This window comes from Legionella sp. 39-23 (assembly GCF_001897665.1).
Taxonomy (GTDB): Bacteria; Pseudomonadota; Gammaproteobacteria; order Legionellales; family Legionellaceae; genus Legionella; species Legionella steelei.
Genome location: NZ_MKTO01000023.1, coordinates 17865 through 42974 on the forward strand (window position 1 = coordinate 17865; position 25110 = coordinate 42974).

Consider the following 25110-nt stretch of genomic DNA (forward strand, 5'->3'; position numbering starts at 1 on the left):
GCATTTTAAGGATTTCGCCATGTTCCACTAACTCAAATAAATTAAAGAAATGAGGAATAATGTAAGTATAGTTGAAGCAAAGGACGAAATGCATTTTGGATATTAAGTTTAAGTTGCAAAATGAACAGGGATACATCGAGGAGATATACTTGCGAGAAGTATATAGTATTATTTGTCGATTATAGTTTGTTTATTACATCGGTATATAATTTTACCTGTAGCAAGCTCAATGATTTCTCCTTCGGTTCCAGAAGGTTCTAAATCACATCGTTCACTTAAATGTATTTTTAAAGTGTCGATATTTTTTCCAGTGGTTGTAGAGATCACTTTATTCTCAATTTTAATTCGTGCTTCATAAAGATCTTTGGGGCTGAACGAGTTCATATCCAATACCTCCAATTTTATTGTCCCTATATATATTATAGTTAAGCGGGCTCAATAAATGCACAACCGGAGTTAAAATTGTTTTTCCATGTGTTTTGTAGCCTGGGTGTCGCGCAGCGAAACCCAGGAACATTGGTCATTGAAACCCGGGTTTCGCTGCGCGACACCCAGGCTACACAATTAGTTGCATAAATTTTTATAAGTAGCAACCAAACTGTTGGGATTAGAAACAGGTAAGTCGGTATCAGCACTCCACATAATAGCACCTTTGAGTTGCTTGCTCTTGATAAATTGGCAGACCTCCTTAATCACTTCTGGAGATTGGTAGCCAACAAATTGTTTTGCTGAGGCATTGTAAAGATAAGATCCAGTAATAAATGGATTATTGCTCTCATCAAAGGCTTGGATGTGGTAGACCTTATAATTGAGTTGATTTATCAATTTATCTACAGCTTTATAAGGTAGTAGACCATCTTGTATCGAATATTCAGAAGTAAAATGGCTTGCAGCAGTCCACGGTTGTTCAAAACCAGGAAGAGCAAGGTTTTCACCAGGCTCGACACCAGAAAATCCTCGACCATAGGCTGCTAAGCCAACTTGTAATTTTTCTTTAGGCATTCCATATGCAAGAACCTGTTCTGTAATGGAGTCCGTTGCATAGTTAATGGCAAATTCATCTTTGTGATTGGTGTCTGGTTGCTTTAAATAGGCATGAGCGGCTGTATAGGGATCACTGCTTTGCGACCAAGGGCCATGTAAATCATAAGTCATTAAATTAACGCTATCGGCATAATTTGCGATTTGTTTAAACCAACCGCCATCTACCGAGTCATTAATTTTTTCTAGGTAATCTTTATTCACCGTGATGGTTACCGAGATATAGGCATCTTTTCCTAAGGTTTGTCGACTGGCTTTGACTAAATCAAAAAGATGTTTGTAGTCTGTCAGAGTGTTTGCATCAGGAGGTAATTGCCCGCCAGTTTGTAGATCAATAGGCGGTTCAAAATCATAATCAACTCCCTTTAAATTTTTGAAATGGTTCATCCAGGATTTAAATTGCTTTAAAAATTTATCTTGATTGGCGAAAATGGCTGCAAAAGTAGCGGTGCTGATTCCTTTATTTTCTGTTGTATTTGCCCCACCAACCGCAATAATGCGCTTTGCAGTATATTTGTTGGAATGAATAAAGGCGCCAAAACTGTTGAGTTGTCCTACACCTTTTTGGTCGGTGTAAGTAAATAATTCTTTTTGTCCTGTGTTGCCATTGATTTGCACCGAAGTACACGCGCCTTGATTTGCAGTACAAAAATCAAGGAAGTCTTTGGTTTCTGGAGGTAAAGGTGAGATCCAGGAGCCTTCTAAAGGCAACTCACCCCAAAGATCTGCAAAATGCATTAAACCATCCCAACTAGAGGGAATTTGATACTGAGCTTGATTGGGATCTTTACTATTCCATACTTGTAAAAAACTCCAGGCTATGACATCTGCTTTATTGAATTGAGCGACCATTTCCGGATTATAAACATACGCTAATTGTCCGTAAGGTCGACCTATTTTATAAGCACCATCATATTCATAAGGATTTTGACCATACATAGACCAATTGGTCGTATATAAAGTTAATGTTGCATTGGCTACTACAGGAATCAGAGCTGTAGTCAGCATGGTTAAGCGAATAATTTTCTTTAAAAAGGTCATTATGAATCTCCAATGAACAAGAAGTTGAATTTTAATTCTATTGATTGGCAGGTAACTACTGTCATTTATGACAGGGGCTCATAAGATTAATAATTGATACTCTAATGCCTTAGCTAAAGATTGATATTTATTTTTGGTACCTAATTTTTTATTGATTTTTTGGATGTGAAAATTAACTGTTCGCTCACTGATTTCAAGCCGTTGGGATATCTCTTTGACAGAATGTTGCTCTGCAATCAATAGCAAACATTGAATTTCACGCTGGGTCAAATGAAAAGCCTCTTTTTCGCTGACTTGCTCTAAAAGATGGGTTTGGATGTAATGGTAATAGAGATGTGCTGCAACAAAAAATTCATACTGCGCAGAGGTGTCTTGTAAATTACATTGCTGATTTTGCATTTGCACCAATAACAAAATTGCAAAATTATTATGTGGTCCATGAATAGGGATTGATAAACCTGCTTCTGAACCAAAGGCAATGGAGTCTTTACGCATGGCACGTTCTGATTCACTGGTGGCTTGTGCTAACTGTTGTTTTAAATTCCAATAAATCGGCAAATGATTGTTATAAACAAAACTCAGCGTGCTATCGATATTTTGGTATTGTTCTTCCAGGTAATGTTGATGCCATGATTTGAAATTGGCAGAACACATGTCATATTTTAAATGATTGGCTGAGTTTGGATGATATGCATAATAAGTAAATGAAAATGTTGTAATCCCTCTTTTACTTAAATAATCACTCAAGGTGAGATCACACTCAGCAAGTGAGCGTGCTTGTACCAATTCATTTTCTAAGGTTGTGAGTAAGTCAATCATACTGATTCATCACTCTGAAAGTTATCATGACCAGCATGATATTTGCGGCAAAAATATAAAGAAAAAAAACAGAATAACCAAGTTGTTGTTCTATCCAGCCACTAAACGCACCAAAAAATACATAACTTAAGGCCATAATAGAGGTACAAACAGTATACATTGACATGGGATAATCACTTTTGTTGGCTACTCCCAAAAGATATCCCATATAAGTCCCATTGGCTAAACCTACTGTGAATTGATTCAATAAAATAACAAGATACAGCAGGGGATGGTTTGTATCAAAAAGAGGGAATAAAAGATAAAGAAGATGACCAAAAAGCAAGAGGACCGTTACGTTTTTGACGCAATGTTCCAGTTTATAGTGCGTAATAAGCCAGCCTGAGATAAAAATACCCAACATCAAAAATGTACTGCCAAAAATCCCATAGAGCTGTCCAACCTGATATAAATTGAGCGCCAATCCTTCGCGATCCAACAAAAATAAAGGGATAATTTTTTGCATCTGTGCTTCGGAAAAATTGTATAAAAAAATGAAGAGTAATATGGGATAGATTTTTTTATTAAAGAATAGTGTTTTAAAAACTCGGTGATAGTTCGAATTAATCGATTCTGTTGGTGCGTTGTTTTCTGGGATTTTAGTTATATGATAACAGGTGAGTACAAATCCTATAACAAATAAACTGAGAAAAAACATTCGCCACACATTCAATTCATAATGCAAAGCAAGGCTGCTCATCAAGGCCAATAACCCTCCTTTAATGAACAATCTTCCCATTTGATAAAAAAAGCTGCGCCAAGCGACATATCTTTTCTGTTCTTTATTATTTAAATTAAGTAAATAAATACCATCAGAAACAATATCATGGAGCGACGAAATAAAGGCAAGGCTTACAAAACCCAAGGTACTGATGATAAGAAAATAGGGAGTATCGACACAAAATGCCATGATCATAAAAAGTAAGCTGATCGTGGCTTGACCATAAAGGATTAGTTTTTTCTTCGTAGCACGATCCTCTAAAAAAGGAGTGAACAGAGGCTTAATTGTCCAAGGCAGCATAAATAAACTGGTTAAAAACGCGGCATGTGTATTGGCCATCCCAAATTGTTGATACATGATGGTTGCGATCAAAGTGACGACCACATAGGGAATACTTTGAAAAAAATAGAGACTGGCTATCCATTGATAATTCTTTGGAGATACTGAAGAGGGCACGTGCTACTTCCTATCTATTGTTGTGCACATTGTAACATAATTGGTCATAAGTAAGAAATAGCTTTGTCAATGAACTATCACATACAATCCTCAGGCGTTTACGACAATGAGATATTTGAGCCTTACATGTGCTCTGCTGCAGGATAAAATTCTGACTCATTGGACTCTTCCAGTTCAGTTCTTATTTTAGAAATGTAACTATCCAGCGATTGTTGCTGTTCTTCGGGATGTTGGCTTATTATTCTCTGTATGCGTTCTGCAACAAGCAACATATCTTTTGCACGCACTGCTCTGATTTTATATTTAAGACTAAGATTCTCATTCATGTATGAGATAATTTGTTGTGTGTTTGCGGGAGTTTTTACATCGATGATAGGTCTGGCACAATATAACTCAAGATAGATGATTTCTTTCACTGAATTAGAAACAGTGGGCTCCATCAGTTGGGCTAATTTTTGTAGATGTTCCGAAAGATTTGTTTTACATGATTTTGCATCCATGAGCCAAGCCGCCAGAGAAAAAGTATTATCTTCCATGCCATAAGCTACATTGGATTGATAAATGTATCCCCAAATTCCTTCAGATGTTTTTTCATAAGCCAGCATGACGTAGGAGTGTCCTGGTATATCAATGCGAATTATTTGTGGCAAATTTTCTTGGAGTGCTTTACTTAGCTCGATAATTGATTGTGCCTCATTTTTTACTGTTATCATTTCATCGCCGGTTATCAATCGACACAATGCGTTTGCAATATCACCGCATCCCACGGGCGCGAATATAGCTTCAGATATGGGTGTATCGAGTATTCCAGTTTTTTCCATGGATAAGAAGATTTTAATTGTGAGCTCTATGTCTATTCCGCATATTGCTAAATACAGACGAGCATCTGCTACGCTATTAAAACGTCTCATAAAGGCAGACAATACCAGCCTTCGAAAGGCGTTATCAAAACTATCGATTGAAAAATGTTGATGAGAAGGGAAAAAAGCAAATTTGCTTTGCATGAAAATGGAAGAAAATTTTATATTGTTATACGATATTGCAACTTTTTGTTAGTTGTTGCAAGAATTATAATCAACGAAAGATACATTATGCGTGAAGCTAAAAATCATAAATTTTTTATACAAATCAACACAATTAAGGTTCATGCTCAAGCGATACTCAATCGTTTAAGAAAACAAAACAATGCTACTCATATAGTGCCGGCGATTAGCCTTATTCTTGAAGGAGAACAGTGCGATAATTCTTTACCTTCAGCAGAGATTATTATTTTAAACTCTCTTTTACATCACCCTGAGCAGTATATTAAGAATATCGATCCACAAGTCAAAGACGCCATTCATTCTGAAATAATAGAAATTCTAAAGGATTTTGTTGGTGAGTTTAATAATGATTCAGCTCTCTCAATGCGCGCGCCAATCTTTTGAATATATTTTATAACGTGTGCAACCTACATGAGACTCGCAAAATTCAAAGCTGGTTTTATAGTGGTACTCAGGATGGGTTTTCAGTTCTTTCCGTATGCAAGCATCTGTTGGTGCATAAGTATAATATGGCGGCCCACTTTTGTCATATGCGGACTGAAGAATAATTACTTCAGGCTTTATTTTTATCACTTCGCCACATTGCCAGTGATACATATCTTGCTGTGCGCTCATTGCCTTATTGTTTAGACAATACGAATCTAAAAAATTCAAATTACTTCGGTAACTAATGAGACCAACATCACCTAATGATACCCATGAGCCTGCAGGTACAGAACGGTCCAGCCAATCTGCAACTTGTTCTCTTAATACGATTCCTTGTTGAGGATTAAGAGTATACGTACGATACGCTTTTAGGCTCATGACTGGAATGAAAAAAAATGCGATATTTCCTGAAATAATATATAAAGCAAACACATAAACTTCCTTCCTTTCGGGTATCAAGCGGTCAAGAAAACTCATTAACCCCTGCAAAGAAAGAGGGAGAATTAATGCAAAAGTAGCTAGAAATAAACGATTGAAGAATGCTGAAACAAGCTCTGCTTTCCATAAGAGCAGCAAGTAAAGAAGTGTTGGCAACCAAAAAAAATAATGCCGCTTATCTTTTGACTTATAACTTGCCACTGCCGCAAGCAGTAAAAATGGCCAGGCAAAACGTAAATAGGACCAATCTAGTACAAAGTTAAATTCATTGCTAAACCCTTTACAATAAATAGGGTTGGGGAATATCCGACCAAAATAATGCCACCGCCATAGAAAATAGGGCAAAAAAACGGCAGCGAATACTAGCCCGCTTGCAAAAAGAGGCCTGTAGTATGCTTGCGAAAAAGATGGGTGATCCCAAAGTGCTAATGCATAAAGTAAAAGAGCGAGTGCTGGGGCTTCAGGACGTGTGAATGCAGTAAATGCAAAAAGTACGCCAGCAAACATCAAGAACAAGGGCTTTGACGCTGTGCGTTTTACAGGGAATAAGTTATAACCTATTCCGCGCAATAAAAAAAACAAGGCAAAGCAAATAAATGCTTGATAAACCGCTGTCTCCATGCCGCTCACAGCCCAGAAAATTTGATCCCGGTACACTAACAGCCAAAAGCAAGGAATAAATGCAAACCAGACTGAGCAAAATAATCTGGACAAACAATATACTGCCCAAGCTGTAAATACTAATCCTAAAAAACCTGCCACTTTTAATAAAAAGAGAGGATCTAAATTTAAAGCGATGGCTGCAGAAGAAAGAAGAAGAAAACTAAAACTGGAATATCCTTCTACTGGTGCTTCTCCAATATTCCACAATAATCCATTGCCACTTACCCAATGTTTTGCATAACGTAATGGAATATAAACATCATCAATAACAAAAGGCCAGGCAGCATGAGACTGCAAAAGAATCAGGTAAGTCCCAATAAGCAGTACAAGTAAGATATATAATTTTTTATGCATGAATTTCATTCATTGAGCCCGTATTATACAAAATATCTAGAAGCCCCATTATTCTAAATCGTGTACGGAGAATTGGTTTTCAATAACAATAGTAAAACAAATGCTATAAAAATCGTATCTTTTTTATTCTTAACAAGGATAATACATTTTGTTCTATGTCCTGTTTGCTTGGGTATATCATATGGGCGTTGAACTTGATAAATGGCTCAAAAAAAATTTGTTAATAGCCTTAGGCTTTCTTGATTATCTGTACATAGCTGGTTCCATCTTCCCCCGCGACAACGCCGTGAATTTCAGTTGCAAAACCCGGTAATGCTTCTCCTATATCATCTAGCATGAGTAAAAAATCAAGAATTGATTGACTCTCATCAGTAATTTGTTCTCCCGGCATAACCAAGGGAATACCTGGTGGGTAGGGCAGAATCATTGCAGCAGAAATATGATCTTTTAATTGCGATAGGGGGATAAGTTGCGTTTCTTGCCTAATAAGTTTTTGGTATGCCTGATGAGGTGTCATAATGACTTGAGGCAGTGTATCAAAAGCGTGATACATCACTTGGGGTAAATTATGTTTGAGCATTAAACCATGGATGGTTTTAGCCAGAGTTTGAATGGACATTTTTTCATAAAATTCGGGATGCTCTTGATACAATTGAGGGAGTATGATTTTAACTGGTACATTTTCATCATAAAGCTGTTTAAATTTATTTAAAGCAGCCAATAAAGACATGGATTTTGCACGAGTAATTCCTAAACTAAATAAAAACAACATCGAATAGGGGCCTGTTTTTTCAACAATGACTCCATGCGACGCAAGAAATTTTTCTACTATTACCGCAGGAATACCCCAATCATCTAATTCTTCATTCTTGATCCCAGGTAAAAGTACCGTTACTTTGACCGGGTCTAAAAATAAATGATCCTCATCGACGTGATGAAAACCATGCCATTTTTCATTGGGTTTTAAAGGGAAACAGGATAATTTTTTTTCTAATGTGGGTTGCCACACGTCAAAATACCAATCAGAGCTTTGTTTTTTTAAGCGTTTTACTTCCATGCGAAAATCTAATGCTAACTCAATCGCCTCATTGATTAAGTCATACCCATGATTACCGGCCATCATTGCAGCAGAGACTTCACAACTGGCAACAAGAGGATAAAAAGGAGACGTACTCATATGCATCATGTAATTGGCATTCAGTATGTCTTTATCAAAAGAACCTTTAACATGGATCATAGATGATTGACTGAAGGCTGCTAATAATTTGTGAGTTGATTGTGTTTCAAAGATCACTTGATCCTTTTTTGGCGTTAGACTGAGTCCAAATTTTTCAGCGTAAATGGGATGAAAATTGGTATAGGGGACCCAGGCACTATCAAAATGCAAATGCTGTACCTTGAGCTCATTTTGCAAATGTTCTACTTTATAAAGTATGCCATCATATGTTGAGTTAGTGATAACTGCATAAGTAGGCCAAGCAGTGGCCTCTGGATGTTCAAGAATTTTATCTTGGATTGCTTTTTCTGAGTACTCCGATTTAGGGATCCCCCCGAGAATTCCATAAGTATTTCGTGTAGGTTTTAGATAAATAGGAACTACATCAACCATCATCAAAAAATGAGCGATTGATTTATGACAATTACGATCAATCACCACGGTATCGCCTGCAGTTGCCGAATACATGCCCACTATTTTATTTGATGTTGATGTACCATTAGTTACAATTAAGGAACGATCACTTTTAAAGATATTGGCTATAAACTGTTCTGCATCACGTTGAGGCCCAGAATGGTCCAGCAAACTTCCAAGTTCTTCAATTGAAATTGAAAGATCCGCATGAAAAATATTTTTACCGAAAAAGTCATAAAATGCGGCACTGGTAGGGCTTTTCTGAAAGGCTGTTCCGCCTAAATGACCTGGTGTGCAAAATGCGTAATTCAATTCATGCACATAACGCATCAGAGCTTTGGTAAAAGGAGGTAAAATCTCTTGTTGGTATTTGTCTATGGCAAGTACCATGCGTTTAAAATCATCATGTGCTAAGTTGGCATCATATTGCAAAAAATCCAGAGTGAGATCAAAGTCACTTAGATTAATGTCAATGGAGGCGTGCTTATTGGTCATTGCAAAAATGGGCAACAATTTATTGTGATTCGAAAAATGATGTAAATCATCGAATCCAAAATTATCCCAATCATAAAGAATAGCAACAATTCGTGGGTTTAAGCTGCTCACATCATAGGCATCTTTTAATGATGTGCATACCGTGAGCACGTAGTTTCGCTGTGTTAAAAAATCCTCGAGCATACTAATAAAATGCTTTTTGTACTCTTCAATTTGTTGTGCATAAACAATAAGAATATGATTCATATAGTCCTTTACATCAATAAGCCCCTTAAATGTACTTTAGCTCAATATAAAGGAAATGGAATATTTTTATAACGATTGATACATTTTGCGTGCCAGAAAAAGTTATCTTAGCAAATGCCATGACGCTTTATTGTAAAAACATTAACCAAAAATTAACAAAATATAGCAAATTAAACTATACTAACCATGCATAAATGTAAATTTAATATACGAATTGATCAAATAATTACAAGGAGTGTTATATGTTATCAAAAAATGCTAAAAAAATTATACTGGTCATCGCTATGAGTGGCTTCATTTCTAATTCTTTTGCAGCTTGGGGCTACCATAGAAACTATACTGTTTGTCGAGGGGGAACCTGTCACCACACGAGTGTTAACAAAGGTTGTGTTAACGGCCATTGTGGTACCACGCGATATGGTAGTACCTGGCATAGATAATCATCGCAAGAAGGTTGGGGGTATGTTGATCCAACCTTCTAAACTTTATATACATCCACATCGTTCTTAAGCTGTTTGGCAATCTCATCTAAATGATGAATGAATGTCATCATTTCTTTGATGCCGATGGAAAAAGTGGAAGTCGTACGATTAATTTCATTCATGCTCTCAACAATTTGCTCAATGCCAACGGCTTCTTGACGAATGGCCACCTCAATGTGCTGGCTTGCAATCGAGGCATCATTAATCATTTTGCTCAGTGTTTGAATGACTGTACCTGCTTTTTCAATCAATTTTGCACCTGAATCCAACGTTTTCGTACCTTCTTCGGTAACAATAACTGCTTTTTCAGTAGCACGTCGAATGTCTTCAAGAATTTTTTGTACTTGCACGGTCGATTGTTCTGATTGTTCGGCAAGACTTCTTACCTCTTTGGCTACTGCTGCAAAACCTTTTCCAGACTCTCCCGCTTTTGATGCTTCAATTGCTGCATTCAAAGCCAGCATCTTTGATTGTTGCGCCAAAGTATTGACCACGGCAGTGATATCACCGATTTGCTGGGTGCGATTATTTAAATCAAGTATGGTTTGGGTAATGAGCTTCATTTTTTCTTCTGAAGCTTTAATACCATGAATACTTTGTTCCACGGATTGTGTACCTAGTTTCCCTTGCTCATAAGTATTTTTAGCGACCTCCCGTAGCGTTTGTGCTTTTTCCATGGTTTGCTTCGAGCTCTTATCTATTTCTTCCAGTGACGCACTGATTTCATTAATAGCTGATGCTTGTGAGGTAATACTTTCTGCCTGCTCATCAGCCGAAGTAATAACCGTTTTAACCATAGAGACTATGTTATTACTGACGGTGGTAATATTGTGAGTAATTGATGCCAAGCCATCTGTCATTGAATTTAAATCTTGGCCTAGATCTCGTAATATTTCTTCTTTATCCAGTTCAAGACGTTCACGGAGATCTCCTGCAGCAACTTTGCTGCTGTATTCGCTAAATTTTTTTGATGAGTTGACTAATTGTTCATATAACGCTCGAGATTCTTCTTCTTTTTTACGCAGCGCTGCATCATTTGCTGCAATCGCCTCTTGCATGGCCCTAAGTGATATAAACAGTTTTCCCAGTCTACCTGTTGAGCGTAGTAAAACTGGCACATTACGCTCACCATGTGCAATTCGTTCTGCAATATTAATGGCATAATCTACAGCATCTAATATCGATTTCTGTGTTACATAAGGCACAATAATAGTTAAAGCAATGGCTAAGCTAAGTAGCCAATAAGCCGTTTGTTTTAAAGAATCTAAGTTTGTATTTATTTTATATGAGTTTTTCGCAATTTCGTTTGAGATATTGTTGAAAAGCCCTCCGACTCTTCTTCCTGCCTTATCAGAGTACTGACCATCAATAAGATCAATCATTTTACTTATAAGGTCGTGTGTCGCATTTCTACTGTCTTCAGTATTATTTTGATTATTAGGGTCTCTATAAGCATTGATTATTTTTGCTTGAGTTTCATAAAGAGGACCATACATTTCTTGAAGTTTGTCCCATTTTTTCTGTAATTCTGTATTATCCAACTCCTTGGAGTGCATTCTTTGATCCCATATATTTCGGTCTTCATTAATGTCTTTCCATAGACGTGCAAAATATTCTTTATCCTTGGGCTCTCCAGTCATTGCCCAATGTTCAAGAATATCTTGGGTTTCATAAATTTGGACATCAAGAAGTTGAGGTAAACTTTCACGACTAATTGTTTGGCTTAACTCCATGATATAATTTATTTTGGGCAGCAATAGCGCAACTAATATCAATACAGGCAAACAAAGCGTCATAAAGCCAATAATCAATCGAGTACGGATCGAAAAAATAAAACCGTGGGGGGATGTTTTGTCCATATCTCTCTCCTATTTCCTATAATTCTAGATTTTTTTTACATAAATAGCTCTGGACTGAACATTCATTCATTTAAAGTTTTAGAAAAATGCAAGCTAGAATTAGGTCGTTCCTATGTAGATACATTACAAGATTCTAAATATTCTAATATGAAGCACTAATATTTAATATAGGCGTGATTAGCATATGTTTTTGAGCCTGAACACAAAATGCGTGGCAAAAAGTCTGTTGGATGTGACAATGGGGAGGTTGGGCCATTTTGACCCAACGCACACTATCAGCAGGGTTATTTTTTAGCAGCACGTAGAGAAATTGCAATGAGAATATAGGTCCAGCCACTGACTATCATATCAATCGCAATAAACATTCCAATGACCCATAATCCACTCATTGGCCAATGTAATAAAATAAGGATGCCAAGTATTAAGGAGGTCAACCCAGCAAAAAAGATCCAGCCCCAGCCTTTGGTATCTCGTAAGGACATAGACATGGTAATACGTGTCACACCAATAATGATAAGTGTCCAAGCCAGTAGGGCGGTAATAATTGTAGAGGCTAATAAAGGATCATATAAGATGATACCCGCTCCAATGAGGTACAATATGGCAATGCCGATTTCCCAAATAGTTGTACTCCATCTTTTATATCTAAATGAATCAGCAATGTGTGATAGTCCGGAGAGCATGAGCAGCGCTGCAAAAAAATACATGCTTACTATGGTTAATGCGATCTCCATTCCTAAACCAATAAACCCTAAGATTAATAGGAGCACGCCAAAACCAAAGAGCCATCCTCGTCGATGTTTCAATGGTTTTGCTTCAGGATGATGAACAACATTATGTGTAGTAGCCATATCAGTTCCTTTTGATTGTCTCACTTTAATATAGCTTATTTTTAATGTTGGTGTGGGCAAATAGGCTTTATTCTAAAAGATAATTTAATCGTATCTATTAAGAATCAGCATGTACTTGGGTAAAACCATGAATTTCCGGAATAATAATGTTGCGGAATTTCGTGCCATTGAACAATCCATAATGGCCGACTCCTTCTGCAAGGAAGTATTTTTTCATGGAATCAGGCAAGTTTTTACATAAACTAAGTACGGACTTTGTTTGCCCTACCCCAGTAATGTCATCATGTTCCCCTTCAATTGCCAAAATAGAGGTGTTCTTTATATCTTGTAAGCGTACATTATGACCACGAGATTTATAGCGACCTGTAGTTAAGAGTTTTTCTTGAAATACCGTATTTATTGTTTGCATGTAAAACTCAGCCGTCAGATCCATGGTTGAAAAATATTCAAGGTAAAACTTGATTATTTTGAAGGCAGCTTCTTTTTGGTTGTCTGCGTATCGATCAACGGCTTTTTGTAGTGATTCCACGTGGCGCTGGAAATTCATACTCATAAAACCCGCAAGTTGCATAAATCCAGGGTATACAAGCCTCATGGCACCTGGAAAACGAGAGGGAACAATTGAGATGACATTTTGTTGAAACCAATCATCTCCCCTTGAGGCTGCTAATTCGTTTACCGATGTAGGTGATTGATTTGTATCTATTGGTCCGCCTAGCAATATCGCTGAGCGTGGTAGATTGGGAGAATTATTAGTAGACATTAGCGCTATAGCTGCTAAAACAGGCACAGTCGGTTGACAAACCGCCATAACATTTAAATTGGGTGCGAGTAAATTAAAATAAGAAATGATGTACTCAATGAAATCATCTAAATCAAATGAGCCCTCAATTAAGGGGACATCACGAGCATTTTTCCAGTCAGTAATATACACATCGTATAAGGGAAGTAAGTTTTTTACAGTATCTCGCAACAAAGTTGCATAGTGTCCGGACATGGGTGCGACGACGAGTAATTTGGGTAAGTTTAGATGTTCGGCATTTACTTTTTTAAAACGAATAAGATTGCAAAAGCTTTTTTTGTCTATTAGTTCTTCTTGAACATCGTAATATTCATCTTGGATTTTTACTTCATTAATATCAAATTGGGGTTTGTCGTACACATTGCTAATTATATGAAATATATAAGAATAACCTGAAAGCCGACGAAAATGACTTGAACTTGTTTCCAATAGGCCCTTCAGTGCATTTTGTCCTTCATCCGACATATAAGGAACGTTAACGGGCAAATTAATATTGTCAGAAACTCTGCGCAGGCGCTTTGACATATTGTCAAAATAATCTGAGTAAGGTTGCAGCAAACGCATATTAAAATCATAGATATTATAAAGATAACGATTATCAAGGGGATTAAAAAGCATATACGTGCCTCGCATATTTTATAACAATGCACTGGGATGGCGCATCACGATACTACAGTAATACACATAAAATTCTAAAATAGCAAATTGCAATTGAGTACAGGATTTCTCAAGGTTTTACCCAATTCTGGGAGTGATAATAAATAGAATATCCCCATCAATTGTAAGTGAAGTATTATCATGGTGTATGGCACAGACCCTAATATCGATAGGAAATGCAAAAAAGCGTAACGAAGTACACTACATATATTGGCCTCCATTGATATCCAGGTTAGAACCTGTAATAAATCCTGCATCTTCGCTTACTAAAAATGATACCGCATTGGCAATCTCTTCGGGTTTTCCAAGCCGTCCTATAGGAATGCTCTTAGTAATCTTATCAATGACCTCTTTTTTCATAGCAGTCAACATCGAGGTTTCAATATAACCAGGAGAAATTGTATTCACGGTGATCCCTTTATTTGCAACTTCCAACGCTAAACTCTTGGTAAATCCAAATAAAGCAGATTTTGTAGCCGCATAATTGCATTGACCCAATTGTCCTTTCCGGCCATTAATGGATGAAATGTTAACGATGCGTCCGAAGCTTTTGTCAATCATAAAAGGAATGATGTTACGTGTAATATTAAAAGTACTTGTTAAATTCGCGTCAATGACTTGTTGCCAATGATGGGGCTCCATTTTCTTTAAAGTGACATCGCAGGTAGCTCCGGCGTTATTTACCAAAATATCAATATGACCGAAGCGCTCCATGATTGAATTTGTGATTGTTTCACAATCAGAAAAATTGACCAGATTTGCAAAGAGGATTTCAATATCATAACCTGCCTTTTTTTGCATGGTTTGCCATTGTAATACTTCATCATGCTTGCCATTTTTAAAGTAACATGCCACTACTTTATAATTGGTTGCGAGACGTCTGCAGATTGCCGTGCCTATTCCTCCAGTGCCTCCTGTCACAACTGCTATTCTTCTCTCCATGAATAAATCTCCGGCTAATTGGATATTTTTTTCTGTATGCTAAATTAAATTGTTTTGATATTATTCAAGACCTTATCGTAATACGACTGATTAAGATTACCTACTGAGGTAAACCTTAATAAAACTCAAAAAAACCAGTGAGTCACAATAGATAAAAAAAACTGCTAAAATTATATTTAAGAGTGATTTTTGTGATGAAGGAACCGGAGTTATCAAGAAAACGAACCAATTGTAATTTGGTCCTGTATGGGGATAGCAATATCCAGTTGTATGAATTACTTGTTTTCAACTTAGTACTCCCTCACTAAGGAAATAGACATGGATTTCTCCGACGCAGCTGTTTTTATCGTGGATGACGATCCTGAGGTTTGCCAAGCACTTCGTTGGTTATTTGAATCAGTAAATGTCACTGTGCACACCTATAAAGATGCTCAGGACTTTCTTGAAAGTTATGATTTTAAACAAAAGGGCTGTTTGATTATTGATGTACGTATGCCGGTTATGAGTGGTCTGGAGTTACTGGAGCAACATCTTAGTACATCAAGAACCCAACTTTCAGTGATTATGATCACGGGGTATGGTGACATTGCAATGGCCGTGCGTGCTATGAAGGCCGGGGCAGCCGATTTTATTCTTAAACCAGTGAATCATCAACATTTACTCGAAATTACGCAAAAATGTCTTAAAAAAACGTACCATTATACTGTCCCTCACCCTCAATCTGATTTTTTTGAGCGTCTTGAGCGTTTAACCAAACGTGAGCGACAAGTGATGGATTTAGTTATTGAAGGAAAATTGAACAAGCAAATTGCTCATGAACTTGATATATCTATATCTACTGTAGAAGTTCATCGGGCAAGCGTGATGCGGAAAATGGAGGCTAAGACTTTAGCGGAACTCATTAAAATTAATTTAATTTACACTCTTGGTGTAGATAATTCTAATTATTTAGACGGCGAAATGCCATAAACTGATTGGTTGTTTTTTAACTCCTCTAAAAGTCATTAAGTGGTTCAATAATTTTTGTCGCCAGAGAAAAGATTTATAAATACTCAAAATGGCAAAATATCTTTTTTATTTGGACAAAAAAAAGTATATTATCTGATTTTTTTTGCACGCTAGAGAATAAATCAATGAAATTTCCAAATAAAACTGCTTTTGAATTGCGTCAATATTTTAGCCAATTGAGCTTGGCTCAATTAACCGTAATCAACATTTCTTATGGGCCTCATTTTGAACGGTTGGAAGAGCGAATTGAATGCTGCAATAGTAATTTAACAGACAAAAAGGCTCGTTTGGCTCGGCTTATCCAAGAAAGAAAAGATGCGCAACAAACTTATGAGGCAGTAGAAATTCGTGAAGCAGAATATCAAAAAATTTTAGCGAGTGTGCTTGCTGATTCAAGCCGAACTAACCGATTTCTTGGCAGACAAGCTATGGGAGATTCGCCGATGGTGCTGTTTAAGCTTGAGTTAGCACACTTGGATGCTGACATTTCGATTGCATCTGAGGACATTCAAGAGTTCAACGCAACTCTTGACGCTTTAAATCAAAAGAAAAAGGGGGCTATTTCTGAATTCAGAATTTTAGAATCTGTTCGTGACGAAAAGAAGCGATACGCATTCGAGGAAACCCAAACAGCGCAGTCGAAGATATCTTAAGCTTTAAGTATACTAAACATTCATAATGCACTTTTAACCTGGGTGAAATGAAGTGAAACCCGGGTTTTGGTCCTTCACCCAGGATACTTTATGGGAGAGCAATCGATTTTATTATCAAACCAGTGAATCACTAGCGTTTACTTGAAATTATGCCTAAAACGCTTCAGTTTTCGACAAAAGGACAACAATAAACCAAAATGGCGGAAACTTTTTATTTGATTAAAAAAAGTATATTATTTGATTTTTTTCATGCTGAAGAATCAATTATGAAATTTCCAAATAAAACTGCTTATGAACTGCGACAATATTTTAACCAATTGACCTTAACTCAATTAATCGAAATTAATCGCTCTTATGAACCGCATTTTTACAGGTTGGATGATCGAATTAGCCAGTGCACTGTGGGTTTGATATCCGTAAATGCACGTTTGATTGCGCTTACACAACGCAAACAAGCTTATGAGCAAACTTTAGAGGCAGTAGAACTTCGTGAAGCAGAATATCAAAAAGTTTTAGCGAGTGTACTTGATGACTCAAGTCGAACTGGCCGATTTCTTGCCAGAAAAGCTCTAAGTGCTTCGCCAATGGAAACGTATGATTTCGAATTATTTAATATAGAAACCGAAATTTCAAGAGTATCGAACAAAATTGAACAGTTAATCGAAACCTCAACCGATTTAGAGCAAAAGAAACGACGTGCTGTTTCGGAATTAAGGACTTTAAATAGTGTTATTGAAGAGAAAAGACAATATCTAGCTGATGCAAGTCAAACTGCTCAACCAAGCATATCATAAGCTTTTTTTTGCGGACTGTTCAGGCATGGATGTAGGCTGGGCTGATAAGTCCAGCGTTTACTGAATTAGTTTTTACGCTCCAAAATGTTTATCATGAAGCCCTCACTATAAGCACAAAGTAACTTATCCAAGGTATTCATTAAGAAAGAAATATATTGACGTCGTTAAATGCAGGGCTTAACAGCCCAGCCTACGGTTATTGAGCTATTCTTGTCAACGAATTACCTAACACATACAATCCTAAGGAGTTTACGATGACGGTTCTCTTGATTTGAACCTCCTATTTTAAAACCTCCTCAGGATATATAAAATTGTCTCTTGCTTTCTGTAGCAATAGCTTAAATTGTTGTAAATGTTTATCAGATGTTGCTGTCGAATGTAACACAAATTCCGAAATGCATAATGCAAATATAACCCTGCGGATGTCCCAAATTGTTTCTTGAAAAACATCAACCCGTTTTTTGGTTTCGGGACTGATCTTTACTTCAAGCTTCATGTTTTCGGAACTAATTGCAATAGGCGCACAATGTTTAATGACTTGACCTCGCATTTGTTCAACAAAGATAAAGGAGTTAACTTTTTCAGCGCGACATTTGATTATTTGCTGCATGGTATCGTGAAAAAAATTGTAGACCATCATCTGATGAAATAAATAAAGCTTTTGTGAGTAACGATAGGCTTGAAATAAAAAGTAATCGCCTACCAACACAATAAAAACGCCAATCAATGTACAGATGGCGCGATTTAGGACCATTTCAAATGGCCCTTCGGGTGAGTTGGCATCAGTTGTTTGGGCTAATAGCAAAAAAACGACCAGGGTAATGAAAAAAACACTGATATCGTACCGTTTTGTATTGAGTGCAGTAACCCCTAATCCAATAATCGCGATGATAAATACGACAGAGACTAGTCGATAATTAAACTGCATTAGATAAATTAAAGGAATTAAAATCAATAAAGCAGCAAAAGTACCACCAATACGATGAATTGATCTTCTAATAATTAGCCCTGGTTCAATTCCTGCGCTGACCATAATTACTGTGAGCAATACCCACCATTTATGGGGAATCGTTGTAAATAAATAAATCCACATAGCAACCATAAACATAATTGCCAATTGGGTAAAGCGTGCATAATCAAGCTTCTTTTTTAGTTGCGCCGCAGAGAGCATAATTTATTCCAACGGATAAAGGCTTGTTGTAAACAGTGCGTAATATAATGTTGTAATTGGGTTTCGGGCTCTATAGACAGGGTAGGAGTTCCACATGGAGCATACGTTTTCATATTGAGCCTAAGCCTATAGAGATTAACTTTGACATCATGCCAAAATAGTTCATTTTTCTTCTCATAATACAAATTGTCTAAAGCATGTTGAATATTGCGTATGTTTACCGAGACACGATAAGTTTGCATGACATATTTCTTGGGAATCATTCGTCGATAATTTCGAACCATTCCAAAATGAAGAATTTCTTCTCCTATAGGGCTCTTATGATCTTGACTCATGGATGAATCAATATCTTTTTCGAGACATTCTATATACTTTTGTAGTGCCCTGTTCCAGATGATCAAATACATATTGGGTAAAAATCTCAAACAGATTAAGACAGTGGTAATTGATAATGCTGTGGATGAAATAAAGCCGTACGCAACTTCAAGATTAGCAGGTGGTTCGGTGCTTAGAACAACTGCTCCAGTTGCGATGAGCAGCATGGTTAAGCTCTTTAACGCGTAAAAGTATTTTAATACACAAAAATAGGTTACACCGAATACAAATACTGAAAAAAAGAAAAAGGTACCATAAAATGGGTAAACAAGATAATAAGATACACTGATGAGTATCACTGCAATTGCGATAAAAATCAGTAACCATTCTTTTTCTTTAAAGGTAGAAAGCACGGGAGCTTCATAAAGGGACAACAAAAGAAAAGGGGAGAAAAAAGCCAGAAAACTAACCGGTTGAAATAACCAGTAAACATATACTTCTACAGTCGCAATGACAAGACACTTATAAAGAGTGATCCTTTGTAATGCATACGGATCGACCTCATCAAGCCATTGCTTAAACTTTGATATAGACATAAGCACTTGTTCCAAGACGTAGTGGGTAATCAGGATCTGGGTCTGTGATTCGAATAATCACCGGAAGTCTTTGTGGTAATAAGATCCATTGATTTTCATTAATGACATTTTGTAGCTGAGTGCGGTTATCTACCAATTGTCTATTGGCCGACCAATAATCCGAATCAATGACGCCATGAAACATTTTTCTTCCCAGATACATTCTCGGGAATATTAATACTTTTGATCCTTTACGCACGTTACCTAAATCGGTTTCATTAAAATTTGCTTGGATGTAAATATCATCCATGTCAACTAAAGAAAAAAGAGGTTGATTGATATTTACTGGTGTCCCAACGCTAAAAAACAGGTTTTGAATAATCCCATTATTTTGGGCATAAACGTCCGTCTGCTCTAAATTGACCTTAGCATTTTTTAGACGTGCATGGATAGATTTAATTTCATTTTCTTGTGCTTTGATTTGATGCTGATCAATTTCTAATTGTTTTAAAGCTGCCTCCCATCTGTATTGGGCTGCTTTGGTTTCTTGCTGGGAGTTTTGTAAGGTAATCAGCGAGACTGATTTTAATAAATAACCTTTCTGAAATTTTTGGTCATCCAATTTGAGTTTAATGTAATTTTTTTGTTCGTTATCACTGAGTTTGCGATTGCGCTCATAGGTTGCTTTCAAAGCAGCAAGTTTTGCCTCAGCGCCAGCTAAATCTGCAGTGAGTTGTTCTAGGGCATAGATGTAGGGTTTTTGAAAGACGGTGAAGAGCTTTTGCCCTTTTTTCACCGTATCCCCATTGTTTACATAAAGGCCGGTAATATAGCCATTTGCAAGAGCCGCGACGGGGCGCACATTATTGACAACAAAGGCATTATCAGTGAAAGGGAATAAAAAAGAAAAAAGATAAATAATTGTTGTTAAAAGGCCAATAAAAATGATGACATTGGCTATTGTGGCTTGGCGCTTGAATCGAGTAAAACCTCTTTTAATGTGCATACGAATGCGAGTAAATTTTGTCATAAATATAAGTTCATCGTTTAAATTATATTAAATGTAACCTGGGCTTTGTGCTGCTGCACCCAGGCTACATCTTATTCTCATTGTAAGCATATCCACCAGCTAAGTCTTGATACAAAATAACCAATGACATGGCAAGCTCCAATTTAGCTTGATTTGTTGAGAGTGCCAAATTATCTAAATAGATTTTGCTTTGTAATAATTCTTTGTAAGAAAGTAGCCCTGTTTTTAGCAATCCTTGTTGCAATTTATATTTACGGAGATACTCTTTTTCGGCACCTAAGTAAGCCATAAATTTTTCATTCATGCGTTTATTGGCAGAATAATCACTATCAACTTCTTTTAAAATCCGTCTTACTGTTTTATTGAATTCAGAAATTCGCGCATTATAGGCACCTTTATTTGCTGCAATTTTACCCAGAGAGCTTGGTGAAATGATCCAAAGCGCGTAGGCATCTGTTGTTTGGGCAAAAGTGCTGTGTGGTAACTGTACTTCACCTAGAAAATCATCGAGTTGCAATCCAGGAAAAAAATCGCTAAAGGCCACTTTGATTCCTTCACGAGAAGCTTTTAATGCATATTGCGCCATTTTCAAATCAGGGCGATTGTTTAATACCGTAGCCGGTAAACTGCCAGGTTTAACGCGAGAAAAATCTATTTTGGCGAAATTATTTTTATTCTTAATTGCTCCGGGATCTGCATTGATCAAATAACGAAGTGCGTTTTCACTAAATACAATATTATGCAAAATAGGTTTTATTTGTGCGGCAATAAGTTGCTCATCAGATTGCAATTGGGCCAGACTAATTTCATTTTCTAAGCCTATCTTGATTTCCCCTTTGCTCAATTTAATTAAAGATTTTAAGTCATTATCTAATTGTTGTAATAAACGTAATTGTTCTAATTGAGCGATTAATGTGAAGTAAGCTGAGGCTACTTGACCAATTAATGTCAGGCGCATTCCTTCAATTGCAGCAAGACGATATTGCACATTATACGTCGCTTGTTTCTGCTGCGTATAAAGTTTCATAATATTCAAAAAATAATAAGGCCAAACTCCAAAAAATGTACCGGGTGCTCCTAGGGCGGGGTTTGTGGAATAACCTGCAAATATTTGTACTATGGGGATCCAACTGAGCTTGATTTGCTGCAACTCACCTTGCGCTTGTTGTAAATTTCCCATGGCAATATGAATGTCCATATTATTATTCAAGCCAGCCTCAATTAATTGATTTAATTCTACATCATGGAATTGTTGCCACCAAGCAACGTAAGGCAAATTCGCTACACGTTTATAATCCTTTGTGCGGGAAGGAAAATTTTTAGGTGCTGAGGATATTTGCTGTTCAACTCGTTTATTGCAGCTTAACAACCCTACTACCAGTAATATTAAGGACATTATTTTCTTTAACATAAATCGATCATCGTATGGAGTAGAAGCATGTTTGCCATTGTAATTGAACTGGTTTTATATCATTAGCTATATTCCTTGAAATGGTTGGGTTTAGTCAACTATCATGACTCTTTTATTCATCCCAAGTTGAATCACTTAAATGCTCGTCTAGTGCTTTGCCTGGAGCGCATTCTTTTGAGAAATAGCCATCGTTACGCTGTAGGTAATAGCGATTGTAGTAGTCGAGGGCGTTTTGCTTCGCGATATTATCTGGAACACCGAGCAGTTTTGCTGTCCGGTAGTTTCTTTGTACGGCTTCGCATTCAGTTTTTGCTTCATTGTATTCACCACGTGCATGCATACTTTCATGGGTTAGGATATCCAAACTGATAAGCTCTTGCATGTTTGCGAGTGCAGGATGGCGAACGTAATCCATCAAGATAGAGCATCTTGGATATTGAATGACAATATATCCTGTTTGGGGATCGGCATGACCATAAATCCTGGGTTCTTCATCAAAAAGTGTGTCAAATAAAGTATTACAATGTACTTTGGCTGGGTGATTTTCGGCAAGTTCGCCTGCTATTGATGTTAGAAAACGCTCAAAGTGCCAGTGATGATATGGAGGCCATGCACATAACAAAGCCAAGCTGAACACTACGAGGAGGTATCCTTTGGATATGGGCATATTCCCAGTGAGTTCTCGATAAACGAGCCAGAAGAAAAATAGAGAAATCAGCACCCAGAGCATGATGGTCCTTTTCATACTGAGAAACAGATTACGGATATAACACGAATCTCAGTCAAATAATCCTAAATTCAACTGCCAGATTTAGGATTATAGGCTAAGAGTACACCTAAATAAATTGAGTATTGCGGAAGCTCGATTTATTTAGGTTTTATTAAAGATTCTTTTTTCAAGATTCTGTTGGCCGTTTTGTAACCATTTTTCTTATGCTGCTCTATGGTTTCTTTTGAGAAGTCAGAATCCCATGAATAGGGTTCATTTTTTCCCACTTCGCGGATGATCCGAGTAATGGATTGTATGGCGGAATCGCCCATTATTTGAATGTAAACAGGCAATTGTCTGATTTCTTCAGCCACTGTAGGCTCACAAAAACGCAAAATTTGTTCAATCAGCTTTTTGTAACTGTTGATGAGATCTGCAGTGCGTATGTCTTTTCTTATCTTTTCCGAGAATAAGATTTCATCTTTTCTTGCAAGAACTTCGATCATATTTTGTGGCAGGGGTCGATTTCGTGAATAGAGTTCAACGATATAAATTTTTTTGTTCGATTGGCCACAGATATCCAGGGTTGAATCAATTGGAGTATTGGTTATGATCCCTCCGTCCCAGTAATGTTTATTATTAATTGTTGTCCATGGAAAGCCAGGGGGTAAACTGCCACTGGCAAGAATATGGTCAGGGGTGATGTTATTGGTATAACTATCAAATGTTTCAAATTCAGATGTTTCAACATTGACTGCCATCACAAGCAGGCGCACAGGACTGTCTTTCAACTTATCAAAATCGATGTATTTGCGCAAAAGATTCTTAACATAAGAGGTATCATAAAAACTGGTCCAGTGTGTTGGCAATTGATCTGGACTGTATATTGGCATTTCCCATCTTGGATGAAAGAAGTTGGGAGAGCCCCAAATCATAGCATGCCAAGAAGAGAGAAGACGTCGTGTTTGTTCATCAGAGACACTTAACGTATCGATGGCAAGATCATTCCAAAAACCTTCTAAAGCCTCAGTAGCATGTTTTGGATTTCCTGCAATAATTGCGGAGTTAAAAGCGCCTATAGAAATCCCTGAAACAATATCTGGATAAATTCCATGCTCTTCCATTGCCTTAACAACGCCGCATTCAAAAGCACCCAGCGCACCACCACCTTGTAGGGTAAGAATTGTTTGAACTGCAATTTCTTCTAATGGAAAATTAATATCAAAAAGTTTTTCTTTATGGGCCTCTATATTGACTCGATTGATAATGAGTGATTCTGCCGCTTTAATTTCCTCTATGGGGCGTCCAGAAAAAAAGGCACCCTGCAAGAGTCCATCTTTTAAATAAAATAAGGTACAGTTCTTTTTCTCAATAGAGCCTCTTACAATTCGTTCTGTAGCATCGGTTGTATCACCAATAATGACGATATAAGTATCAAATGCATGAAGGTTGAAATAGGATGCACTGTTGTAACTTTTTCTCATTCCCACCATATTTGATGCAGCAATTTTTCCTTGCTTGATTGCGTTATCTACTCCTCCATTTCGATGGTATCTTCTAAACAGAGGATCAAAAAAATTAGCGACGTCACCTGATGCGTAGATATCTTTTTTATTTGTTTGTAGGTATTGATCGACAAGAATACCATCATCGACTGCGATTCCACTGCCTTGTAGAAAATCAATAGCTGGGACATATTTATCGGCGATGATTACAAAGTCACATGCTATGGTTTTTCCTGTGTTGGTTTCGACCGAGTGCACATAATTTTTACCATGAAATTTTTTTACTTTTTCGTTAAGGAGTACTTCAACACCTTGATGGGATATAAAAGCGGCAATCTCAGTAGAAGAACTGACATTGAACAAATGAAATTCTTCAGTAATGATGGTGACTTTTATCTTTTTTTTCATTAATAATGATGCGAGCTCTACACCAATAAAACTTCCTCCCAAAATGACGACTTTTTTGGCATTGTCCATTTCATCCATAATTGGTTGTGCATCGAGAATTGTTTTAAGGTAGTAGATTTTGTTTAACTTACTTCCTGGCAGGTTGATGCTTTGAGGGCTGCAACCGGTAGCAATAAGCAGCTGCTTGTAATAAAAATCCCCGGCGTGATCTGTGGTCACAAGTTTGTTTTCTGGATCAACAGATAGTGCTTTTGTTTTGAGCAGTACTTCAATATCATTTTTTTTATAATAGTTTTCATTGAATATAATCAACCGTTCCTTTTTAACTGTTCCAAGTAAAAAACCTGTGGGGAGCTGAGGACGGTAGTAGGGAAGAAAACGTTCTTCTGCGAGAATGGTGATGCTGCCGGTAGCACCTTCTTTTCTCAAAGTATCAGCACTAAATGCACTGGAAAGTCCTCCACCAATGAGTAAAAAATCAACTGTCTTTGTCATCTCTTATATCCTTTTATTCAATGACATGTAT

At 37.0% G+C, this 25110-nt stretch carries 22 protein-coding genes; 5 read left to right on the forward strand and 17 right to left on the reverse strand.

The window, feature by feature from the left end; genetic code table 11:
* Positions 1-168 precede the first annotated feature (168 nt).
* The 5 genes from BGO44_RS09515 to BGO44_RS09535 form a co-directional block, all read right to left on the reverse strand.
* Positions 169-384 carry a hypothetical protein gene (locus BGO44_RS09515; protein ID WP_058511082.1) on the reverse strand — a complete coding sequence of 72 codons (216 nt, stop codon included), beginning with the start codon at positions 382-384 and terminating at the stop codon, positions 169-171.
* Positions 385-564: 180 nt separating this feature from the next.
* Positions 565-2082 (reverse strand): glycosyl hydrolase family 18 protein, encoded by a 1518-nt coding sequence (locus BGO44_RS09520; RefSeq protein ID WP_058511081.1) that lies wholly within the window; start codon positions 2080-2082, stop codon positions 565-567.
* Positions 2083-2160: 78 nt separating this feature from the next.
* A complete protein-coding gene (locus tag BGO44_RS09525; protein ID WP_058511080.1) occupies positions 2161-2901 on the reverse strand; it encodes a helix-turn-helix transcriptional regulator in 741 nt (246 codons plus the stop codon).
* Positions 2894-4117 carry an MFS transporter gene (locus tag BGO44_RS09530; protein WP_058511079.1) on the reverse strand — a complete coding sequence of 408 codons (1224 nt, stop codon included), beginning with the start codon at positions 4115-4117 and terminating at the stop codon, positions 2894-2896. Before BGO44_RS09530 ends, BGO44_RS09525 begins: the two co-directional genes overlap by 8 nt.
* A gap of 122 nt (positions 4118-4239) precedes the next feature.
* On the reverse strand, positions 4240-5028 hold the full coding sequence (locus BGO44_RS09535) for a hypothetical protein (protein ID WP_237760473.1): 789 nt from the start codon (positions 5026-5028) through the stop codon (positions 4240-4242).
* A 180-nt stretch (positions 5029-5208) separates the two neighbouring features.
* Here BGO44_RS09535 and BGO44_RS09540 point away from each other — a divergent pair, with 180 nt between their 5' ends.
* Entirely contained in the window at positions 5209-5544 is a 336-nt protein-coding gene (locus tag BGO44_RS09540; protein ID WP_058511722.1) for a hypothetical protein, read from the forward strand.
* Here the strand turns inward: BGO44_RS09540 and BGO44_RS09545 are convergent.
* Both BGO44_RS09545 and ldcC read right to left on the reverse strand, forming a co-directional pair.
* Positions 5521-7041, reverse strand: a complete 1521-nt coding sequence (locus BGO44_RS09545) for a DUF8728 domain-containing protein (protein ID WP_273197152.1) — start codon at positions 7039-7041, stop codon at positions 5521-5523. The genes BGO44_RS09540 and BGO44_RS09545 overlap by 24 nt on opposite strands.
* Before the next feature lie 229 nt (positions 7042-7270).
* Complete coding sequence (ldcC, locus tag BGO44_RS09550) at positions 7271-9412, reverse strand: lysine decarboxylase LdcC (protein ID WP_058511076.1); 2142 nt, start codon at positions 9410-9412, stop codon at positions 7271-7273.
* Positions 9413-9654: 242 nt separating this feature from the next.
* On the opposite strand from ldcC, the gene BGO44_RS09555 reads away from it, so the two are divergent.
* Positions 9655-9852, forward strand: coding sequence for a hypothetical protein (locus tag BGO44_RS09555; RefSeq protein WP_083503948.1), 198 nt, complete (start codon positions 9655-9657; stop codon positions 9850-9852).
* Positions 9853-9890: 38 nt separating this feature from the next.
* Here BGO44_RS09555 and BGO44_RS09560 read toward each other — a convergent pair whose 3' ends face one another.
* The 4 genes from BGO44_RS09560 to phbB form a co-directional block, all read right to left on the reverse strand.
* The gene (locus BGO44_RS09560) at positions 9891-11753 is read right to left on the reverse strand and encodes a methyl-accepting chemotaxis protein (protein WP_058511074.1); all 1863 of its coding nucleotides are present in this window, start codon (positions 11751-11753) and stop codon (positions 9891-9893) included.
* Positions 11754-12037: 284 nt separating this feature from the next.
* Positions 12038-12604 (reverse strand): HdeD family acid-resistance protein, encoded by a 567-nt coding sequence (locus tag BGO44_RS09565; protein WP_058511073.1) that lies wholly within the window; start codon positions 12602-12604, stop codon positions 12038-12040.
* Positions 12605-12701: 97 nt separating this feature from the next.
* On the reverse strand, positions 12702-14024 hold the full coding sequence (gene phaZ, locus BGO44_RS09570) for a polyhydroxyalkanoate depolymerase (protein ID WP_058511072.1): 1323 nt from the start codon (positions 14022-14024) through the stop codon (positions 12702-12704).
* A gap of 240 nt (positions 14025-14264) precedes the next feature.
* The gene (phbB, locus tag BGO44_RS09575; RefSeq protein WP_273197148.1) at positions 14265-15005 is read right to left on the reverse strand and encodes an acetoacetyl-CoA reductase; all 741 of its coding nucleotides are present in this window, start codon (positions 15003-15005) and stop codon (positions 14265-14267) included.
* A 318-nt stretch (positions 15006-15323) separates the two neighbouring features.
* On the opposite strand from phbB, the gene BGO44_RS09580 reads away from it, so the two are divergent.
* The 3 genes from BGO44_RS09580 (at position 15324) to BGO44_RS09590 (ending at position 17460) form a co-directional block, all read left to right on the forward strand.
* Positions 15324-15974, forward strand: coding sequence for a response regulator transcription factor (locus tag BGO44_RS09580; RefSeq protein WP_058511070.1), 651 nt, complete (start codon positions 15324-15326; stop codon positions 15972-15974).
* Between the two features lie 164 nt (positions 15975-16138).
* Positions 16139-16666, forward strand: coding sequence for a hypothetical protein (locus BGO44_RS09585; RefSeq protein ID WP_058511069.1), 528 nt, complete (start codon positions 16139-16141; stop codon positions 16664-16666).
* A 197-nt stretch (positions 16667-16863) separates the two neighbouring features.
* The gene (locus BGO44_RS09590; protein WP_058511068.1) at positions 16864-17460 is read left to right on the forward strand and encodes a hypothetical protein; all 597 of its coding nucleotides are present in this window, start codon (positions 16864-16866) and stop codon (positions 17458-17460) included.
* Between the two features lie 280 nt (positions 17461-17740).
* Here the strand turns inward: BGO44_RS09590 and BGO44_RS09595 are convergent, their stop codons facing one another.
* From BGO44_RS09595 to BGO44_RS09620, 6 genes are all read right to left on the reverse strand, one after another.
* Positions 17741-18631, reverse strand: coding sequence for an FUSC family protein (locus BGO44_RS09595; protein WP_058511067.1), 891 nt, complete (start codon positions 18629-18631; stop codon positions 17741-17743).
* Entirely contained in the window at positions 18610-19542 is a 933-nt protein-coding gene (locus tag BGO44_RS09600) for a hypothetical protein (protein ID WP_058511066.1), read from the reverse strand. The genes BGO44_RS09595 and BGO44_RS09600 overlap by 22 nt, the downstream gene beginning before the upstream one ends.
* Positions 19523-20551: an HlyD family secretion protein gene (locus tag BGO44_RS09605; RefSeq protein ID WP_058511065.1), complete on the reverse strand. Its 1029-nt coding sequence runs from the start codon at positions 20549-20551 to the stop codon at positions 19523-19525. The genes BGO44_RS09600 and BGO44_RS09605 overlap by 20 nt, the downstream gene beginning before the upstream one ends.
* Positions 20552-20615: 64 nt before the next feature.
* Positions 20616-21962, reverse strand: a complete 1347-nt coding sequence (locus tag BGO44_RS09610) for a TolC family protein (RefSeq protein ID WP_273197144.1) — start codon at positions 21960-21962, stop codon at positions 20616-20618.
* A gap of 112 nt (positions 21963-22074) precedes the next feature.
* Entirely contained in the window at positions 22075-22692 is a 618-nt protein-coding gene (locus BGO44_RS09615; RefSeq protein WP_273197141.1) for a hypothetical protein, read from the reverse strand.
* 137 nt (positions 22693-22829) lie between these two features.
* On the reverse strand, positions 22830-25079 hold the full coding sequence (locus tag BGO44_RS09620; protein WP_273197138.1) for an FAD-dependent oxidoreductase: 2250 nt from the start codon (positions 25077-25079) through the stop codon (positions 22830-22832).
* Positions 25080-25110 lie beyond the last annotated feature (31 nt).